This is a genomic window from Shewanella sp. A22, assembly GCF_053850585.1.
Genome location: NZ_JBSQBN010000092.1, coordinates 1 through 19,265 on the forward strand (window position 1 = coordinate 1; position 19,265 = coordinate 19,265).

18 protein-coding genes are annotated in these 19,265 nt (G+C 39.9%); 3 read left to right on the forward strand and 15 right to left on the reverse strand.

Features of this window, described 5'->3' with window-relative positions:
• Positions 1–213 precede the first annotated feature (213 nt).
• From ACWXWT_RS15050 to glnB, 3 genes are all read right to left on the reverse strand, one after another.
• Complete coding sequence (locus ACWXWT_RS15050; RefSeq protein WP_456042395.1) at positions 214–915, reverse strand: SapC family protein; 702 nt, start codon at positions 913–915, stop codon at positions 214–216.
• Between the two features lie 225 nt (positions 916–1,140).
• Positions 1,141–2,427 carry an NAD(P)/FAD-dependent oxidoreductase gene (locus ACWXWT_RS15055; RefSeq protein WP_456042396.1) on the reverse strand — a complete coding sequence of 429 codons (1,287 nt, stop codon included), beginning with the start codon at positions 2,425–2,427 and terminating at the stop codon, positions 1,141–1,143.
• 81 nt (positions 2,428–2,508) lie between these two features.
• Complete coding sequence (gene glnB, locus ACWXWT_RS15060) at positions 2,509–2,847, reverse strand: nitrogen regulatory protein P-II (RefSeq protein WP_456042397.1); 339 nt, start codon at positions 2,845–2,847, stop codon at positions 2,509–2,511.
• A gap of 232 nt (positions 2,848–3,079) precedes the next feature.
• Here glnB and ACWXWT_RS15065 point away from each other — a divergent pair, with 232 nt between their 5' ends.
• Entirely contained in the window at positions 3,080–3,604 is a 525-nt protein-coding gene (locus tag ACWXWT_RS15065; RefSeq protein ID WP_456042398.1) for a GspH/FimT family pseudopilin, read from the forward strand.
• Between the two features lie 128 nt (positions 3,605–3,732).
• Complete coding sequence (locus ACWXWT_RS15070) at positions 3,733–4,224, forward strand: GspH/FimT family pseudopilin (protein ID WP_456042399.1); 492 nt, start codon at positions 3,733–3,735, stop codon at positions 4,222–4,224.
• A gap of 95 nt (positions 4,225–4,319) precedes the next feature.
• Here the strand turns inward: ACWXWT_RS15070 and ACWXWT_RS15075 are convergent, their stop codons facing one another.
• From ACWXWT_RS15075 to murJ, 12 genes are all read right to left on the reverse strand, one after another.
• On the reverse strand, positions 4,320–4,619 hold the full coding sequence (locus ACWXWT_RS15075) for a TapY2 family type IVa secretion system protein (RefSeq protein ID WP_456042400.1): 300 nt from the start codon (positions 4,617–4,619) through the stop codon (positions 4,320–4,322).
• Positions 4,619–5,014, reverse strand: a complete 396-nt coding sequence (locus ACWXWT_RS15080; RefSeq protein ID WP_456042401.1) for a type IV pilin protein — start codon at positions 5,012–5,014, stop codon at positions 4,619–4,621. The genes ACWXWT_RS15075 and ACWXWT_RS15080 overlap by 1 nt, the downstream gene beginning before the upstream one ends.
• 189 nt (positions 5,015–5,203) lie before the next feature.
• A complete protein-coding gene (locus tag ACWXWT_RS15085) occupies positions 5,204–8,779 on the reverse strand; it encodes a pilus assembly protein (RefSeq protein WP_456042402.1) in 3,576 nt (1,191 codons plus the stop codon).
• A gap of 4 nt (positions 8,780–8,783) precedes the next feature.
• Positions 8,784–9,218, reverse strand: a complete 435-nt coding sequence (locus tag ACWXWT_RS15090) for a pilus assembly PilX family protein (RefSeq protein ID WP_456042411.1) — start codon at positions 9,216–9,218, stop codon at positions 8,784–8,786.
• 12 nt (positions 9,219–9,230) lie between these two features.
• Positions 9,231–10,241, reverse strand: coding sequence for a PilW family protein (locus ACWXWT_RS15095; RefSeq protein WP_456042403.1), 1,011 nt, complete (start codon positions 10,239–10,241; stop codon positions 9,231–9,233).
• 1 nt (position 10,242) lies between these two features.
• Positions 10,243–10,779: a type IV pilus modification protein PilV gene (gene pilV, locus ACWXWT_RS15100; protein ID WP_456042404.1), complete on the reverse strand. Its 537-nt coding sequence runs from the start codon at positions 10,777–10,779 to the stop codon at positions 10,243–10,245.
• 246 nt (positions 10,780–11,025) lie between these two features.
• Positions 11,026–11,985 carry a 4-hydroxy-3-methylbut-2-enyl diphosphate reductase gene (gene ispH, locus ACWXWT_RS15105; protein ID WP_456042405.1) on the reverse strand — a complete coding sequence of 320 codons (960 nt, stop codon included), beginning with the start codon at positions 11,983–11,985 and terminating at the stop codon, positions 11,026–11,028.
• A gap of 12 nt (positions 11,986–11,997) precedes the next feature.
• Positions 11,998–12,441, reverse strand: a complete 444-nt coding sequence (gene fkpB, locus ACWXWT_RS15110) for an FKBP-type peptidyl-prolyl cis-trans isomerase (protein ID WP_456042406.1) — start codon at positions 12,439–12,441, stop codon at positions 11,998–12,000.
• Positions 12,442–12,443: 2 nt separating this feature from the next.
• Positions 12,444–12,956, reverse strand: coding sequence for a signal peptidase II (gene lspA, locus ACWXWT_RS15115; RefSeq protein WP_456042407.1), 513 nt, complete (start codon positions 12,954–12,956; stop codon positions 12,444–12,446).
• Between the two features lie 13 nt (positions 12,957–12,969).
• Entirely contained in the window at positions 12,970–15,792 is a 2,823-nt protein-coding gene (gene ileS, locus ACWXWT_RS15120) for an isoleucine--tRNA ligase (protein ID WP_456042408.1), read from the reverse strand.
• A gap of 32 nt (positions 15,793–15,824) precedes the next feature.
• Positions 15,825–16,760 carry a bifunctional riboflavin kinase/FAD synthetase gene (ribF, locus tag ACWXWT_RS15125; protein WP_456042409.1) on the reverse strand — a complete coding sequence of 312 codons (936 nt, stop codon included), beginning with the start codon at positions 16,758–16,760 and terminating at the stop codon, positions 15,825–15,827.
• A gap of 123 nt (positions 16,761–16,883) precedes the next feature.
• Positions 16,884–18,455, reverse strand: a complete 1,572-nt coding sequence (gene murJ / locus ACWXWT_RS15130) for a murein biosynthesis integral membrane protein MurJ (RefSeq protein ID WP_456042410.1) — start codon at positions 18,453–18,455, stop codon at positions 16,884–16,886.
• Between the two features lie 259 nt (positions 18,456–18,714).
• On the opposite strand from murJ, the gene rpsT reads away from it, so the two are divergent.
• Positions 18,715–18,981, forward strand: a complete 267-nt coding sequence (rpsT, locus tag ACWXWT_RS15135; protein WP_124017144.1) for a 30S ribosomal protein S20 — start codon at positions 18,715–18,717, stop codon at positions 18,979–18,981.
• Positions 18,982–19,265: the final 284 nt, after the last annotated feature.

Consider the following 19,265-nt stretch of genomic DNA (forward strand, 5'->3'; position numbering starts at 1 on the left):
ACACATTCCCACCATCCATGGCGGTCAGATGCTGGAGGTAGAGTAACGCAGGAGCTTGTTACCGAGGATCACTATTCGCTTCAATCATCTGCCTTGCCTACAGCACTTTGAACTCCCGCTGAAAGATTACATATTTAATAGGATTGGTATTATTTAGCTTCTCCAAATAAAACAGGCACTCAATTGAGTGCCTGTTTTTAAAACGCCCAGAGACTATCTACCGAGTACTTCTACTCTCGCTAAACGATTCACTTGATTAAGTGAGCCTAAATGACCATAGATAGGACCAAGTAAACCGCGTTTTTTAAGTTCGATGAAATCTTCATCACTTAATGCATTTAATTTGGCTTCATCTATAAGGTACAAGCCATTAATGTTACGTTTTTCACCCGCAACATCAACTGTTAAAGTCTGATTGATTAATAACCCTTTTTCAGCTAAAAAGCCTAAAATGCCGCGAGTCGCTTGATCTTGTTCGTAATGGCTAATCAATGCTTTTTTACGAGCTTCTAAAAACGGAGTTTCTTTGCCCTCTTCAAACAATGCTTGACCGTCAGTTTTAGTGACCTCTTTAGCATCTTCACGAATACCTATCCACACTTTATCTTTAACATCAGGATTAACAACCAAACCAAGTGGGTAGTCTCGTACAACAGCAGGAATATACAAACCTTGCCATTTACCATCCTTAACACTTAAGTTTTGACCAGGTTTTAGACCTAGCATAGCAACGGATTGAAATTCGTCAGTGTCACTATTTTTAACAAATACGATTGGGTATTCAGTCGCGGCACGATTAATTTCATGCAAAGTAACAGGTACAATGTGTTGCTCTGCTACGTGTGAGAAATCACTTGGAGTCAGTTTTAAATCACCATGTTTGGTTTGTTCTAATAATGTAATTTGGTTAGGCATCTAGGCTCCTTGAAGCGCTGATTATCTTCTATGGTATAAGTACAACATCATTGTCATACGCTACGTTAACAAATAATTTATAACAGAAACTACCAAGTTAAATCTTAAATTCAAGTACATTTAAATTAATTTGCGCCAAACAACACCAAATGACGAATTCTTAAGCAAAAAAGGCTTCATCTTAAACAAAGCCAATACATTCGCACTGAATGATGAGATGACAGCCTAATGCAACTTAAGCTTAGGCCGTTGCCAGCGCAGTAGTTTTTGAGCTATTCGATATACTGAGGCAGAAAACCATCCATATAAGCTGGCTAAATGACGCTGATACAATGATATGTACATCAAACGAGCAAGGTGACCTTCAACAAAAAAGTCTCCTGAACGAAGGTTTCCCATTAAATTGCCTACTGCAGAAAAACGACTTAGCGATACCAGAGAACCATAATCTTTATACACGAATGGCTTTTCTGGTTGTTGTTTCATCTTTGAACAAATATTGCCATAAAGGCTATCTGCCATTTGGGCGGCAGCTTGGGCCCTTGGTGGTACCGGTTTACCCGATGGTAAGATGAGTTGAGCGCAGTCACCTAAAGCATAGATATCTGTTATGCCTTTTACACGCATACATTCATCTACATCAATTTGATTACGTGGTGTCACAGGCAGTTGAGAGAAGCTTTCAAAAACTTTTGGACCTTTAACACCTGCGGCCCAAACTTTAATATTCGCTTTAATAGTTTCACCCGTCGCGGTAATAAAACCTTCTTTGGTCACTTCTTTAACCTGTACACCCAAATGTAATTTCACACCTAACTTTGACAGCACAGTTTGCGCTCTAGTACTCACTTGTTCCGGCAATTGTGGCAAGATTTTATTAGATGCTTCAATTAAATTTATATCAAGATGATCTTTGGAAATGTTTTGATAGCCATACTCTCTTACAGACTCAATAACGTGATGAAGTTCTGCAGCAAGCTCGACGCCTGTAGCACCCGCCCCAACAATACCAATCCCTAATTGGTCTTGGGTTTCATTTAGCTGTAACAGAGCATCCATTAGCTTATGATGAAAAAGATTAGCACTGTCTAAACTATCTAAAAAAATACAATGTTTTTCAGCTCCAGGGGTGTTAAAGCTATTTGATACGCCCCCTAATGCAAGTACAAGGGTATCGTATTCAATAAGACGAGCAGCAATGATCAACTCACCTTCGTCGTTATACACTGGGGCAAGCTGGATGGTCTTAGAACTTGGATCACATTGATCAATGGCACCACGAATATAGCGATAACCATTTTTTAAGCCATGGTCTCTATATTGTAAGCCTTCAATTGATTGATCAATCACACCAACGGCAACTTCATGTAATTTGGGTTTCCAGATATGAACGGTATTCTTATCAATTAAATTAATATCAACTAATGGATTCTTACCAAACTTTCGGCCTAATTTTGAGGCTAATGCTAAACCTGCAGCCCCACCACCCACAATAACAATTCGTTGCACCATACAAACCCCTGGATGATCTAACACCCACAACTAAGTTGTCCCAACAGTATTTACAAACGTAAAAAAAGGCCCTTATGGGCCTTATACTGCTTCTTCATTTTCTTCGCCGGTACGAATACGAATAACACGCTCAACATCGGTCACAAATATTTTTCCATCACCAATTTTTCCTGTTCGGGCAGTATCAACAATCACATCAATAGCACGCTCTAGAATCTCATCTTGAATAACCAACTCAATTTTCACTTTCGGTAAAAAATCGACCATGTATTCAGCACCGCGATACAGTTCAGTATGACCTTTTTGGCGTCCAAAACCTTTCACCTCAGACACTGTCATACCAGTAATGCCAATCTCAGCAAGTGACTCACGCACATCATCCAATTTAAATGGTTTAATAATGGCTTCGACTTTTTTCATTAAATACTCCTGTCATCGGCTAATGTTTTGGTTAACCGTATGTCGTCATTGACGTTTATAGCTACCAAATCTTATATAAATATCTTACTTGAAAGCAGAACTAATTGTCGCTGCTATTTTACGTATTTATGAAAAGATATTTCTCAGCGAATACGCTGTACATTTTCTATACTATATTTTCTCGAATTAACTGCTGCAGGAACCAGCATTAACAGTTTAAGGATGAACTGGGATGACACACTCTCTTATTAACATTAAGGGCTTCAATCTTATTGAGGTCATTGTTACTACATTACTCACGGTATTACTGTCTCTTATGGCATTTCCGTCATTTACAGCAATATCTGAACAAACCAGAGCAAGAAGCAACATCAGCGTTATACAACAAACCTTTCAATTTGCTCGAAATATGGCTATTAGTTATGGTGTTAGAGTTACTGTTTGCCCCATTGTAGAAAATAAATGTTCATCTGATTGGCGTATTGGCCTCAGTGTATTTATTGATCGAGGCTCTAAAAATCAACTCGATAACAATGACCGCATACTTCGGCAAACAGCACCTTTTAATGAAAATGACTATATCAACTACAATCGTCCCGCGATCAGGTTTCGAGCCGATGGTCTAGCTTCAGGAACCAACGGGACATTAACCTATTGCCCTAGCACAATAGATAGCAAATACTCTAAAGCTGTGATTGTTAATCAAGCTGGGCGAGCAAGAATGTCAAAAAAGAAAAATATTAAATGTAAACCATAACTTGCTATGAATTAATAACATATGAGAAAACACAACTAATAGCCTAGCCATAACGAAAATAGCCAATAAACGCTATCATTCGTGCTGCGGTTAGTTATACTCTGCTTTATATGGCAGAGGATTTTCGCATGAAAAAAGTACCAGCTGGATTTACTTTAATAGAGATAATGGTCACTGTTGTAATAGCAGCAATACTCATCACAGTTGCAGCCCCCTCACTAAACTCGCTTTATGAAAATGCTCGCGTAAAAAACAATATTGAAAAGATTCACGACATTTTCGTTTTTGCAAGAAATCAAGCCATTAATTATGGCATGACTGTATACGTCTGTTCATTTTCTACTACAACTAGTTGTGGCACAACTACTGACTGGAGTAATGGGGTGAGGGTGTTTGTAGAAGACATAAACGGCGCCAAAACAGAACTAAGGGCGATTGATAATTTTAACGATAGCGACAAAGTCAAAGGGCCTTCTAAGATAGTAACGTTTACAGCCGATGGCTTATCTTCCGGAGGAGATATTATCTATTGCCCTAGTGGTAAGGCAGATTTATCTAATAGTATATCTATCAGTAATAGTGGACGGGTATCATATGGGGACAAAGGCAACAGTTGCTAAACAAAAGTAGCCTGTAAAATCTTACTTATTCAGTATGACAATCATTTCAGCGCCATTACCTTGGCGCTATTTAGCCGCAAATGCACTAATCTGAACTAACGAAGCGTTTCACGATCAATTTTTTGTGCTGTTTCTAGCTTAAATGTACCATTTAACGGTAAACACTCGCTTACCTCTTTGATGAAATATTTTTTTCCTGAACGATAATCTTTAAATTGCGACCCCGATAACTTAGCTTGATTGCGTTTAATATCGTTCACTTTCCAACGATAAAAAAGTATTCTTTCACCTAAAGATGAAGATGTAATATGGCATTTATAATCCTGCCATTCATCTGTTTTGGCAACCAATCCAAACGAAATAATACACAGGCACAAAATGGTTAATTTTAACATTACCAGCACTCCTTAGAAGGTCCTTTAATCCCTGCTGAAGTTAACGTAATAGTGGCGCACGTAGTATCTCGCGTAGCTTGACTGCCTTTAGCTGTCGCAGTAATAGTGTAGGCAGTAGTACCCGCTGAATCTACAGAATAAAAACCGCTCTCAGTTAAAAATGGGTCTGCGGACAAGCCTAGTTTAGTCATATCTTCAGCAAAAGACCGATGATCCATATAATATTGTTCTTGCAAGTTAGATACTCTCATAACGGCAGCCATTCCTTCTGAGCGACCACTTTTCACTATAAAGCTAGTGTAGGATGGATATGCAATAGCAGATAATATCCCAATAATCACAACGGTGATCATTACTTCAATAAGAGTAAAACCTTTTAAAGATATTTGTTTCATCTAGTTAACCTTAAACGAGAATAATAGACTATCAACCGCTCTTTACCTTTCTAACTGCGCTAAATTCATTGGTAACGATTAACAAATCCAGTATTCAGATAATTCGCTTGGATTGCCAGAAAATGACGAATTGGGGACGACTTATTAACATTCTGATATTCATCATTTAAAGTACTACCCCAAGGTGGTTTACTCATCAATATTGTAATAAATTCTATTCGTCGTTAAACCCGAACCCAAAGTAATCGTTCCTTTACATTCACCATTCTCACAATCGCCTTTCCCGACACCAATAACATATGCAACAGCTTCTTTACCCGCCTCGGCTTTGGGTATTACAATTTGGGGCGTATCAGGTACTCGTTCACCTAGATCATAATAAGTTTCACTATAAGTTCTAGTACCTTTATGCAAGTCCATAACGTATAACCTGCCTTTCCCTGAAAGGTCACACACGCCTAGATCATAATTAATGGTACCAGCTAAAGGCGGTACGAAAGAGGTAAAATAAACTTTACCTGCAAAAATAAGTGATGAAGATAAACTTTTTTCACCACCAGAAGTAAAATCATAATACCAACCTCTTTTAGAGCCAAATTCAAGGTTTTCAGCTTGTGTTGTTGGCGCTGCTGAGCTGACATTATATAAATCAGTTAACTGCAAAGTTTTAGGGGTATTTGTTGTACTAAAAGACTGTGTAACAACATTTCTATCTTGGAAAACAAAGAACATATCATTAGTATAAGTATCTAAAGGGTGGGTACGATTGCCGGTACCAATTGCAACCGCATCGTATGGGATACTTTGAGAACTGATGACACCACTTGCACTGTGTATATTACTAAACTGTGTCTGTGCGATAGATGGTTCAGAAAAGAACATTCGATTATTAGGGGAGTTACTATCACTTATTGAAGCAAACTTGAATACAGTCCAAGTTGTTTTATCGGCAGAAGGTAAGTCCATTCTCCAGATATTGCCTCCAATATCTGACGCATAAATACGATCTGTTACTCCGTCATTATTACTGTCTAATATTGCAACTTTATTCGGTACACTGTTCATATCAGAAGAGGTAAATAACTTAATAACACCCGCACTTGGTCCGGTATCGGCATTAACGATATATACTCCTTCTCCTGCTCCATCACTAGAAGCCATTCCACCACCAAAAATCAGTACTGGCGATTCAACACCGGGCACAAAAGTAGCAACTGGCTCAGACCAAGTTTCTCCTAAAGCCTCAAAACCAGATGTTGTAGAATTTATCACCCACTTTAAGGCCGGAATATCCGGGTTCGTAATATCTAAAGCATAATAAGAAGCTCCTCCGCGCCTCATTCCCAGATACAACCAAGCTTTATCAATTTTGCCACTACTATCAGTTTCGGTATAAGCAACTGGAGATAAATCCATACCGTACACACTATGAACACCAGTAGGATTGTTCTCCCTTAATATTGGAATATTGTGCCAAAGCTCTTCCGGCATAAATGCCCATGACTCACTAACCGCACCAACTGAGTAGTCATCACTTCCGGTATCTGAATCTTTAAACATATGCACTAAACCTTGGTTAGTGCCAAGTATAACTCTGACATCGAGTGACTCAGTACCACTACTGGATTTAGTCCCGAAATTAATTGCCAGAGGCTTTGAATGGAGAGGATCCCCCATGATATCGTTTCTGGCTGCGGTAGAAATCTGATTAGAATCGCTATTTATATTATTATTATCATCATCAACATCAACACCATATAGCCAATCCAAATCAAGTTGAGAATAGGTCGACACAAAACTCGAATTAGCAATATCTACAAGACTTCCGTTTTTGGTTGTTATTATTTTTCTGTTTTTCAACGATTGTTTAAGATGGGGTAATACACCACCGGAGTTAACATTATTACCGTCGTTTGAACTTGCACTACAGGTATTCCAATATGTGCATGTTGAAGATGCAATATTACCATCAGTGCCTATGGCTTTACTTGTTCCTCCTGGGCTAACGATTTCACCATTAGTATTTACTTTCAATTTTTTTAAATTACCACTCCAACGAGGCCCATCACCAGGATAAAACATCGCAAAGTATGCTGAATTAAACGTCTGCGTTTTATCAAAATTATTACTCGCAATACTGGGCGATGTAAAAGAAGTGTTCACTTCAAAAATCTTTTTAACAATATTATTGATTGCTTCAACCAAGGCTAAACCATTAGACGCTTTGAAATAACCAGAAGAAATATTAGTGGTTTCATTCCTTGGACTTCCAGCTCTAAAAGCGGCTTCCTCTAGTAGTGCTGCAGCAGAATCTGCTCCAGCAGAAAAACCAATGGTATATAATTTAACCGTTTGTTTATTGTCTACTCCATCAGCATCGAGCACCCCCTGTACTACATCATTATTGGCCATATAAGCTGCTAAAGCAGGTAAGTAGCTTACCTCTTGCACACCATATCCATTTAAAGACATATAACTTGAATAATCTGCAGGAGTGGTTGCTGAAGCAGTTAACGATATAATGTTAGCATCGGCGGAACGATCTAAGGTAGGGGCGCCGTCAGTAATGTAAACAACAAAGGCTGTATCAGGACATTTCTTTAATGGGCTGGTATAGCTTCCGGAATTGAGAATGCTTGGTGGAGTATTGGGAATATAATCTAACGTATAATTGCGGCGCCCTGAACGGTATCGATTAGTATCTTTATTTCCATAAGTTACTGCTCCGCCACTAAAGAACTGATATGCCTCATATAAGGTTTCACATAGTGGCGTATTGGTTTCAGAATCTAAGTCATCGATAAGCTCAAAAAGATCCTTTTTATTTGCGTCCGTCATTTCTTCCATATCAGAAATAATACGTCCACCATTGGCAGAACCTTCGTAAGGGTGGTTGATATTAAATACGGCCAAACTTGCATCAACTGGAATTGACATATTATTTAAAGCCGCTTTCAATGCGGCTTTAGCAGTATCAAGACGAGTCATATTACTACCACTATTTCGGCCTTCATCTGTAGTTGTCACCCATTTGTACCAAACCAAATAATTTGGTGTATACAAAGTCACCGTACTTCCGGTACCAAAACTGGTACTGTTATAGCTGAGATTACGAGCCTCGGTTCCAGAGTTATTGGTATACATTGATTTGGTATCGAGCGGATAGCCATCGGAATATACCGTATATCGATTACCTTGTTTCTCTTGCCCAGGATTTTTAGGATCATATTCTAAAATATCTTGTGCACAGTCAAAAACTTGATTTTGATTAAGGCCATTATTTTCAGCTAAAGGTTCCCATGAACCTGTATTCCCGCGACTCACAAACTCACGAAAGTAACCATTGTATTGACCACTTTTGGCTAAAGCCTCAATCGATTTATTACAATTATTGCTTTGAATATAGAAACGACGAGGATCGTTTGGTGAATCAGGTGTCGGCGCGCTTGAATTATCAATCCCCTCTTTAGTCCAATAAAGTGCTTGATTGTTAATATACCCAGAATAACTGTTTAAATAAGCCTCATATCCGGCGGCATAATGACAATTCCCAGCAGCATGCTCACTAATAGAACAATAAGGACTTACAGATTGTTGATCCGAAGTATTCATACTGCCTGAATTATCAAAAATAAATAAAATTTGCGGGCGCTTACCCGAACTTTTACTTGTGTCGATTAAATACAACTCAGTGTCATCAGCAAATAGTCCACTGGAAACTGTCATTAGGATTACAATTAAACTTAACAAAATTTTGTTATTCATGAGATTAATTTCCTGTTAACACTTGCTGTTCAACACCTGCTGCAACAGTTAATGACCCTAAGTTGTCACGACCAAACCGCGCCATGCTGGTAATTTGTGATCGCCTACAACTCACCAAACCCGCTCCCATTGCATTAGAGGTTCTTTGGCAACCCACATCCTTAACATCAGCGACAGGCAATGGAGTGATAGTTTGGGTACTATTAAATGCAGTTTCTGTTTTAACGGCTAATAAATTGGCTAAAGCAGCACCTGAATTATTTGCGATAACCTGCTCTAACCCACCATTAGCAACAGACAGTGCTTCTATTCGCTCAGAGCCCGCACCAGACATTCTTAACGATTGGGTTGAATTAATCGCTAATGCAACACCGATTACTGTCATAATGACGAGCACAATTAACGAAAAAAATAATACTATACCCTTTTGTTTTTTAATCAAAATATTCACCTAATTCCGAATTAACACAGGGTTTTCTAATACAACTGTCGTTGAAAGTACTTTACGCCTAAAGTTATCGTTAATCGGACCGATTTCTTTGTCCCCTAACTGATACGTTGTATTATTAGTGTAGCTATTATCTGATTGAACTGATCGAACCAAAATAAAAATTTTAATTGCAACCAATCTCTGAAATGTTTCATTATCCCACATTAGAGGCGTCACAGAAGATGCTGGAATGTAGCTGTCAGGTGTACTATCACCATTATTATCAAACCCGTATAAGAAACGAATATTTTCAATACCTTCAACAAGCTGCTCATCATTTTTCATCCCTTTGCTTGTTAAGGTTTTACGGCTAAGAATAGGGATACCCTTTTCAATATCAATAAAGTATACATGCTGTTGATATTCCCACACTCTAGAATTAGCAAGGTCTAATGAAGGATCGACTCCATTGAAAAATATTGCTTGGGTTGATGTAGTTGACACTGAGAACCTTGAACTATCTCCAACAGGACTATCCGTTCCATCACCTAAACCAATACTCGGCCCTATGAAACGTTTTATCTGTATAACATCAGTATTTGGCGACACTTGCGCTGCGCCCAGGCATGCAAGAGAGTCAGCACTAACGCCGTTTTCATAACCCCATAATCGTCTAAAGTGTGCAGGCTGATTATTGGGTAAACTAGCATTATTTAAGCCAGCACCAATGCAGTCATCTGCCACCGCAATGGTGTTATCTAAAATAGTATTGCTGCCTAATATCAACTCAGTGCCAGTTATATCACCAAAAAAACCAAGTTGAGAAATATCTCTTTCCAATATGGTTAGTGCAATGCGGCCATTTTCTTGTAACTGATTAAATTGGCTGGTTGTCGTGACATTAGTAGAGGACATACTAAACATCGTAAAAATGCCTGCAGATAAAAATAAACTGATAACCATGGCCACCATCAACTCAACAAGTGACATGCCCGATTGTGGATTTTTGTGAATTTTATTATGACCTTTCATATTAAATAATCACTGTTTGAATAGAGTAAATTCGACGTTTATCACTTGCGGTACCACAAGCATTTTCATCGCCAGAATCACTAGAGGAACGGATAGATTTCCAAGACATTGTAACGGTAACAATATTACCATTAACCTTAATACAACCTGTCGCAGAATCTAGCCCGCCAACATGTTGTGTGCCAATCACCTCAGAAGTACCAATAAAAGAGGATTGCCATTCAAAAATATCCCATTTAGCCATTTGGTTTGGAGAACATGGCAATAAAATTGCGTCACATGTTTGACCTACTGCTCCAGGAGTTCCTGAATAAGGTGAGCCTTTGGCATATTCAGCTAATTGCGACTTATTTAAGCGCATACGATTTATCATGTCGTTGGCATAGTAAGAAGCTTGGGTTTGCTGAAAAGATTCAAAGCTACCTTGCTTAGAGATAATGTGAAGATTAAAAATGCCAATCAGCCCAATCACCAGAATAACTAGTGAAACCATTACTTCAATTAAGGAAAAACCATCCCTTTTTCGTAATATGGGCATTAAACCTCCAAATAAGATAAAAATAGAGACTTTACATCTTAAATATTTATACGTTAGCCAACATCAATATTAAACCAAGCTAACCATTTTTCATTGATAAGAGCTGACTTAAATGCAATCAAATAGTACCACTATTACATGCTAACAATACATTATTGGACCTATAATACTCAGTTTAATTTTAGTACAAAAAACCCGCAACCTAAAATAGGTTGCGGGTTAAATCTAACGTAACGGTTAAATTAACTAACGTAATTCGGCAGGCACAGCAAACACAGTGTCTTCTTTGCGGCCTTCAACCTCGGTAATCACACTAGGAGCAAGCTTAGCGATGGCGTTAACGACCTGTTGAACCAAGACTTCTGGCGCCGATGCTCCAGCGGTAACAGCAACTTTTTTAACCCCATTGAACCAGGTTGCTTCAACATCAGCAGCTGTATCAACTAAATAGGATTGAGTGCCTGTTTTTTCTGCCAGTTCACGCAATCGATTGGAGTTAGAACTATTTTTCGATCCTACAACAATCAGTAAGTCCACTTCGGCAGACATACTTCTCACCGCATCTTGACGGTTTTGCGTCGCGTAGCAAATATCATCTTTGCGCGGCCCTTCAATTGAAGGAAAACGTTGTTGGAGTGCTGTAATGATATCTAGAGTGTCATCAACAGAAAGTGTTGTTTGGGTAACAAAACATAAGTTATCTGGATTATTGACCTGAAGATGACTCACATCTTCAGGAGACTCGATAAGATAGACTCCACCGTTAGGGTTATCATATTGTCCCATTGTGCCTTCAACTTCAGGGTGACCTTCATGACCAATCAAAATGCATTCTACGCCTTTACGACTTGCACGAGTTACTTGTAAATGCACTTTTGTCACCAGTGGACACGTTGCATCAAACACTTTTAGGCCACGCACTTTAGCTTCTTTTCTGACAGCCTGTGACACACCATGAGCACTAAAAATAACAATACTGTTATCTGGAACCTGATCGAGTTCATCAATAAAAAGAGCACCACGCTGTTTTAAGTTTTCAACCACATAGCGATTATGCACCACCTCATGGCGAACATAAATTGGCGGTTCAAATAACTCTAAAGCACGCTCGACAATACTGATAGCACGATCTACTCCGGCACAAAATCCACGGGGATTAGCCAGTAAAATGCTTAGTTCAGGTGATGTAGGATCAACTTTTAGCATGTGATACCTTTTTTACTCAGTTATGACACTGATCACTTCAAGTTCAAACGTAATCACGCGCCCTGCAAGTGGATGGTTTAAATCGACGGTAATGGAATCGCCAGCAGTGTCGCGAACAATACCCGGTATTTCACTGCCACCAGGACCTGCAAAACTCACAATCACCCCTTCTTCAAGCTTCATATCGGCAGGAAAACGGCTTCTGTCCATATAATGAATCGCATCAGGATTGGATTCACCAAAAGCATCTTGTGCCGCTAGGGTAAATGTGTGCTTATCACCTTCATTTAAATTCTTCAGCTGCTCTTCAAAAGCCGGACTTAGACTGCCATCACCAATATTCAAACGAGCCGGTTTACCCGATGCTTTAGTGCTGTCTGCTGTTGAACCATCTTCCAGTACAATATTCATATGACATAATAATGAACGACTGTCTTGTTGCGTTAAATCTGTCACTGTTACTCTTGCTCCTTCGATGGTTTTGCGTCGGGTTTAAATGATTCCCAAATGATCAGCACCGCACCAATAAAGATGCCCGCATCAGCAATATTAAATGCAGGGTAATGGCTGGTATGCCAATAAAAGTCGATAAAGTCGACAACAAAACCATGCATTAAACGATCAACTAAGTTACCTAATGCGCCACCAATAACTAAGGTAAACGCTAAATTACTACGCCACATAGTGTGTGATTGTTTACGCAACCAAATAGTCAATAATGTACTAAAACCAACCGCAATAACAGTAAATAACCATCGCTGCCAGCCACCCGCTTCACTTAAAAAACTAAAGGCTGCACCATAGTTTCTCACGTAGGTGAAATTAAAAAATGGCAGAAGCTTTACCGATTCATACAGATCGAAATTTGCCAGGACCCATTGTTTAGATAGCTGATCGGCTAAAAACACCAATGCAGCTACCCAATACCAACGCAAGCCACTGTCTTTCCATGTTAATGGCGCAGTACTCATTATCAATGCTTCCTTAAGCGAATTCGCGTTGTTCGCCTTCACCTTCAATATTGGTCACACAGCGTTGACACAAAGTTGGGTGAGCTTCGATAGTGCCGACTTCTTCGCGGTAGTGCCAGCAGCGTTCACACTTTTCAGCTTCACTTTTGGTCACCACCAATTTGAGTGAACTCAACTCAGTTTCAATGGCATCATCACCAGCTTGTGACATCTCTGCAACGGCCGCTTTTGAAGTAATAAGGATAAAACGTAATTCATCACCGACTTTCGCTAACTCAGCGGCTAAATCAGCATCGGCAAACAGTGTCACCTCAGCTTCTAACGAGCCTCCAATGCGTTTATCACGACGAGCCTGTTCAAGCACCTTGTTAACTTCGTTACGGACAGATAATAGTTTATCCCAATAATCATCACTCAAATCACTGTCAAGGGTGATGGATTCTAAGCCTTGATACCATTCTTGAGTAAACACATACTTTTCACGTTTACCAGGAAGCAACTGCCAAACTTCATCAGCAGTGAAGCTTAAAATCGGTGTCATCCAACGCACCATCGCTTCCGCGATATGGAATAAAGCCGACTGACAACTACGACGAGCATGGCCTTCTTGCTTAGCGGTGTATTGACGATCTTTAATGATATCAAGATAGAAACTACCCAACTCTACAGAACAAAACTGCATAAGCTTTTGCGTCACTAAATGGAAATTGTATTGGTCATAAGCTTCAATAATTTCTTGCTGTAATGCAGCTGCACGGCGCACGACCCAACGGTCTAACGCAACCATGTCTTCAGTTACAATCATATCGGTTTCTGGGTTAAAGCCATTCAAATTAGCTAATAAGAAACGAGCTGTATTACGAATACGACGGTACGCATCAGCACTGCGATTTAAAATCTCATCAGAAACGGTCATCTCACCGCTGTAATCGGTTGCAGCGACCCATAAACGTAAAATATCAGCGCCAAGCTTGTTGGTGACTTGCAAAGGTGCAATGACGTTCCCAACAGATTTTGACATCTTGCGGCCTTTACCATCAACGGTAAAACCATGAGTCAATACTTGTTTATAAGGTGCTTTACCGTTCATCGCTGTTGATATCATCAATGATGACATAAACCAGCCCCTATGCTGGTCGCTACCTTCAAGATACAAGTCAATATCATGTCCATGAAACTCTGGACGGGCAGCTACCACTGATGAAAATGAAGAACCAGAGTCATACCACACATCTAATGTGTCGGTGACTTTACGATATTGGTCAGCTTCATCACCGAGTAATTCACTGGCATCTAAATCCCACCAAGCCTGAATACCTTGTTGTTCAATGCGATGCGCAACACGTTCCATTAATGAAACACTGTCTGGATGGAGTTCTTCTGTTTCACGATTAACAAATAACGTAATCGGTACACCCCAGGTACGTTGACGAGAAATACACCAGTCAGGACGGTTCTCTACCATTTTTTCAATACGGCTTTGGCCCCAATCTGGGATCCACTTAGTGTTCTTTATCTCTTCCAGTGCTTGTGTGCGCAAACCATGGTTATCCATTGAAATAAACCACTGCGGTGTAGCACGGAAAATAATTGGCGTTTTGTGGCGCCAGCAATGTGGGTAACTATGAAGGTAGGCAACATGATGCAATAACGCACCTTTTTCTTTTAACAAGTCAACCACATTAGCGTTGGCTTTAAAGACATGTTGACCAGCAAAAAACTCAGTGTCAGGTTTATAAACACCGTTATCACCCACAGGGTTAGCAACTTCTAAACCGTATTTTTGACCAACAATAAAATCATCCTGACCATGCCCCGGGGCTGTATGCACAATACCAGTACCAGCATCAGTGGTAACATGGTCACCTAAAATAGCGGGCACATCAAAAGCATAAAATGGGTGATTAAAACGCATTAACTCTAACTCTGCGCCTTTCACTTCGCCTAAAATAGTGTGTGATTCTGCAGCATAACGCTCAAGGCAAGATTCAACCAACACTTGCGCTAAAATCAAAGTGGTAGTTTTGCCGTCTTTAACAAATTCAACCAAGCTATAATCTAACTCTGGGCTAACTGATAATGCTCGGTTAGCAGGTATGGTCCACGGAGTCGTTGTCCAAATGGCCATGGCGATAGGCTTAGCATAGTTTTCTACGCCAAATTTAGCAGCCACAGCGGCACTATCTACGGCAACAAAAGCCACATCGATTGCCGGTGATGTTTTATCTTCGTATTCAACTTCGGCTTCTGCTAACGCTGAGCCACAGTCGGTACACCAATGCACAGGTTTAACACCTTTATGCAAATGACCACTGCTGATTACTTTTGCCAATGAACGAACAATATTCGCTTCGGTTGAAAAATCCATAGTTAAATATGGGTTTTGCCAATCGCCAAGCACACCTAAACGAATAAAGTCATCGCGCTGACCATTCACTTGAGTCGCAGCATATTTACGGCATTCTTCACGAAACTCTGCCGCAGAAATTTTAATGCCTGGTTTACCTACTTTTTGCTCAACCTTCAGCTCAATCGGTAATCCATGACAATCCCACCCAGGAATATAAGGCGCATCAAAACCAGACATGGTTTTTGACTTAATAATAATGTCTTTCAGAATTTTATTAACAGAGTGACCAATATGAATACTGCCATTAGCGTATGGAGGACCATCATGCAAAATGAAAGGTTTACGGCCAGTACGGCTTTCACGGATCTGCTGATACAGTCCATCTTGCGTCCAGCGAGTTAACATTTCTGGCTCGCGATTTGCCAAATTACCGCGCATCGGAAACTCTGTTTCCGGCAAATTCAAAGTAAATTTATAGTCGCTCATTGATCCCATACCATTATTAAAGCTGACTCATTTCAGCTAGCATCGTTGCTAAACAAAGCGCGAGCTTCATTTGCATCATTTAAAATTTGTTTTTTCAGCGCATCCAATGATTCAAAAGGTTGTTCATCACGGATTTTTGCCACTAATTCAACTTCCACTCGTTTGCCGTATAAGTCACCGGAAAAATCAAACAAATGCACTTCTAATCGACAGGTTTGCCCATTCACAGTAGGCCTAAAACCCACATTAGCTACACCATCATAAATATCACTACCATCCCAATACAGGCGGACAGCAAACACCCCACGTACAGGCACAACATTTCTTTTTAACGCAATATTAGCCGTAGGAAACCCAATAGTACGACCCAACTTTTGCCCATGGGCCACACGCCCACTTAAAATAAAGGGATGACCTAATAAACGTCGAGCTTGCTCAAGGTTGCCTATAGCGAGTTGCTCACGAACCGCTGTAGAGCTTACCCGTAATGAACCCACCATAAAGCTCTGGGTGCTCACTACGGTAAAACCAAATTTTCTACCTGCTTCCACCAACATCTCAAAATTGCCTAAACGATCTTTACCAAAACAGAAGTCATCGCCAACAACAAGGTACTTAACACCCAGTTTGTTAACCAATAACTCTTCAATAAAATCGTTCGCAGGCTGATTAGCAAAAGCGGCTGTAAAGTTGACACACAACAGTCGGTCTATTTTTAGCTCGTCGAGCAATCTGATTTTGTCACGCAAAAGACTCAAACGAGCAGGTGCATCAGTACCACGGAAACGCTCTTGCGGCTGAGGTTCAAACGTCATAAGCATCGCAGGCAACTGAAAATGATGCGCTTTATTAACTAAATTGCTTATCACTTGCGCATGACCACGATGGACACCGTCAAAATTCCCGATAGTCAACACACAACCATGGTGGGAAGGTAAAATATTGTGTATACCGCGGATTAATTCCATTGCACTCAATAACTGCCAATTGTAAATCGGCAGATTATATACCCAAACCAATGTTAGATGCGAGTTTCAACCTCAGATTATTACACAGGATTTAAGATAACCCATCAATATACACTTACCCATTTATGTAGGGGAATTACTCTGACGTTTAATTTTCCAAGGCCGAACACCTAAGGCAAGTAAACTCAGTAAATAAATAACCGCCCCGCCAACAATAAGTTCAATCAACATAACCATACGTTCAACGGTATTCCATTCAAGCCATATAGTTTGTTGTGGCATAAAAAACACGATAATGGCGACCATTATTGCTGTCGAAATAATGACTTTTGCAAAAAAGAATAAAGTCTGTCGACTCATTTGATAAACACCCGCTTTATGTAATCCATTATATAACAAGCTCGCATTTAACAAAGCAGACATTGACGTAGCGATAGCTAGCCCAACGTAACCAAAAGGGATGGCAAAAAGTAGGTTAAATACCATATTACTCACCATCGCAATAATGCCGTACTTAACAGGTGTTTTAGTATCTTGTCGCGAATAGTACCCCGGAGCTAAGACTTTAATCATCATAAAGCTCAGCAGGCCACAACCGTAAGCTACCAAGCTATATGAAGCCATATCAACGTCATTTAGGCTAAATGCGCCGCGCATAAATAACACCATTAACATCGGTTTAGCTAAAACAATTAGGCCTAACATTGCTGGAGTACCCAAGAGTAAGATGGCTTTAACCCCCCAATCCATCGTCTGATTAAACCCACTACCCTGTGCATTTACATGCTTTTGCGATAGTGCTGGCAAAATAACGGTCGCAATAGCAATGCCAAATAAGCCCAAAGGAAACTCAAGTAAGCGATCGGAGTAATAAAGCCAACTAATTGACCCCGTCATTAAAAAACTCGCTATGAACGTATCAAACAATAAATTAATTTGTGAAACTGATACCCCAAATAAAGCGGGGATCATTAACGTTCTAATTTTTACCACACCAGGATGATTCCATCCCCAGGAAGGCCTAACCAGTGCTTTTTCACGGATTAAGAATGGAATTTGAAATAGAAACTGTATTAACCCACCAGCAAATACCCCCCACGCTAAACCAATCTCAGGGTTTTCTAAGGTATGTGCATACCACAATGCAACGGCTATAATGGCCACATTTAGAAATACTGGCGTAAATGCTGATACAGCAAAACGTCCACGGGTATTTAAAATTGAACCAGCAAGCGCGGTAAAAGTAATAAACCAAAGATAAGGAAAAGTAATTTTGAGCATTAGTGATGCCAGTTCAAACTTTTCGGCATTTGGGCCATCATTTAACCAGTCAATAAACCAACCGCCCCCAAAAAGTGCCGCAAGAACAGGTGAACAAATAACACCAAATAATGTAACGATAGTCACCAATAGACCCAAGGTCCCAGCTACCTTACTGATTAACTCTCGGGTATCCTCTGGCGTCATTTTTTCTTGATATTCGGTCAACACAGGCACAAAAGCTTGTGCAAATGCACCTTCCGCAAACAGGCGTCTTAAAAAATTAGGGATTTTATTGGCAAAGAAAAATACATCTGCACTACTTCCTGCACCCATTAAATTTGCAATTACTACATCACGAATTAAGCCTAACACTCGCGAAATCAGCGTCATAACACTTACAATCAGACCTGATTTAAATAATTTTTTGCTCAAACAGCCCCCAGACACTCAGTCACGTCAAAGAAATTAATGGGATTTATAATAAATATTCGACTATAGCTCTGTCACACAGACACAAGAGCTGGTAGAATTGCGCCACATATTACACGAGTTGGGTTGAAGATAGGCATGCTAGGTTGGATTAATTTATCTTTATGATAAATATTCAATCGTAATCGTTGACAAGACGACAAAAAGCAGGCATATTCCTCGGCCTTTAAAAGTATCAAATCCAGTTTTTAGGAGTTGCACCTTGGCTAATAGCAAGTCTGCAAAGAAGCGCGCGCTTCAGTCTGAAAAGCGTCGTCAGCATAACGCTAGCCGTCGCTCAATGTTACGTACATACGTTAAAAAAGTTATCGCTGCTATCAAAAGCGGTGACCATAAAGCGGCTACAGAAGCATTCGCTACTGCACAACCAATTGTTGACCGTATGGCGACTAAAGGTCTTATTCATAAGAATAAAGCCGCTCGTCAGAAGGCACGCTTAAACGCAAAAATCAAAGCTATTGCAGCTTAATTTTTGAATTTAAGAATCAAAAAACCGGCTTAGGCCGGTTTTTTTTATTTCTACACTCCCACCAACCAACTCAGCTGTCCCTAATTGTAAATACTCTATCCCGTTCGATTAAAGTAATGCGCTTTATCTCCGTCATACTTAGTGTTGTTTTTAAATAATACCAATCTCATTAAATATCTGGTCAGTTCAGAGTCTCTCAGTTTTTTCAATTCAAGGCACATTGATGTAGAAATGGTTGTTCCCTTTTAAATCGATGTAACACAGAAGTGGAATACCTGAGAGAC

What these genes read in the sequence shown, in the direction of transcription:
- ACWXWT_RS15050 (WP_456042395.1), bottom strand. Translation starts at nt 915, where the DNA reads ATGCCTAACCAAATTACATTATTAGAACAAACCAAACATGGTGATTTA.
- ACWXWT_RS15055 (WP_456042396.1), bottom strand. Translation starts at nt 2,427, where the DNA reads ATGGTGCAACGAATTGTTATTGTGGGTGGTGGGGCTGCAGGTTTAGCA.
- glnB (WP_456042397.1), bottom strand. Translation starts at nt 2,847, where the DNA reads ATGAAAAAAGTCGAAGCCATTATTAAACCATTTAAATTGGATGATGTG.
- ACWXWT_RS15065 (WP_456042398.1), top strand. Translation starts at nt 3,080, where the DNA reads ATGACACACTCTCTTATTAACATTAAGGGCTTCAATCTTATTGAGGTC.
- ACWXWT_RS15070 (WP_456042399.1), top strand. Translation starts at nt 3,733, where the DNA reads ATGAAAAAAGTACCAGCTGGATTTACTTTAATAGAGATAATGGTCACT.
- ACWXWT_RS15075 (WP_456042400.1), bottom strand. Translation starts at nt 4,619, where the DNA reads ATGTTAAAATTAACCATTTTGTGCCTGTGTATTATTTCGTTTGGATTG.
- ACWXWT_RS15080 (WP_456042401.1), bottom strand. Translation starts at nt 5,014, where the DNA reads ATGAAACAAATATCTTTAAAAGGTTTTACTCTTATTGAAGTAATGATC.
- ACWXWT_RS15085 (WP_456042402.1), bottom strand. Translation starts at nt 8,779, where the DNA reads ATGAATAACAAAATTTTGTTAAGTTTAATTGTAATCCTAATGACAGTT.
- ACWXWT_RS15095 (WP_456042403.1), bottom strand. Translation starts at nt 10,241, where the DNA reads ATGAAAGGTCATAATAAAATTCACAAAAATCCACAATCGGGCATGTCA.
- pilV (WP_456042404.1), bottom strand. Translation starts at nt 10,779, where the DNA reads ATGCCCATATTACGAAAAAGGGATGGTTTTTCCTTAATTGAAGTAATG.
- ispH (WP_456042405.1), bottom strand. Translation starts at nt 11,985, where the DNA reads ATGCTAAAAGTTGATCCTACATCACCTGAACTAAGCATTTTACTGGCT.
- lspA (WP_456042407.1), bottom strand. Translation starts at nt 12,956, where the DNA reads ATGAGTACTGCGCCATTAACATGGAAAGACAGTGGCTTGCGTTGGTAT.
- ileS (WP_456042408.1), bottom strand. Translation starts at nt 15,792, where the DNA reads ATGAGCGACTATAAATTTACTTTGAATTTGCCGGAAACAGAGTTTCCG.
- ribF (WP_456042409.1), bottom strand. Translation starts at nt 16,760, where the DNA reads ATGGAATTAATCCGCGGTATACACAATATTTTACCTTCCCACCATGGT.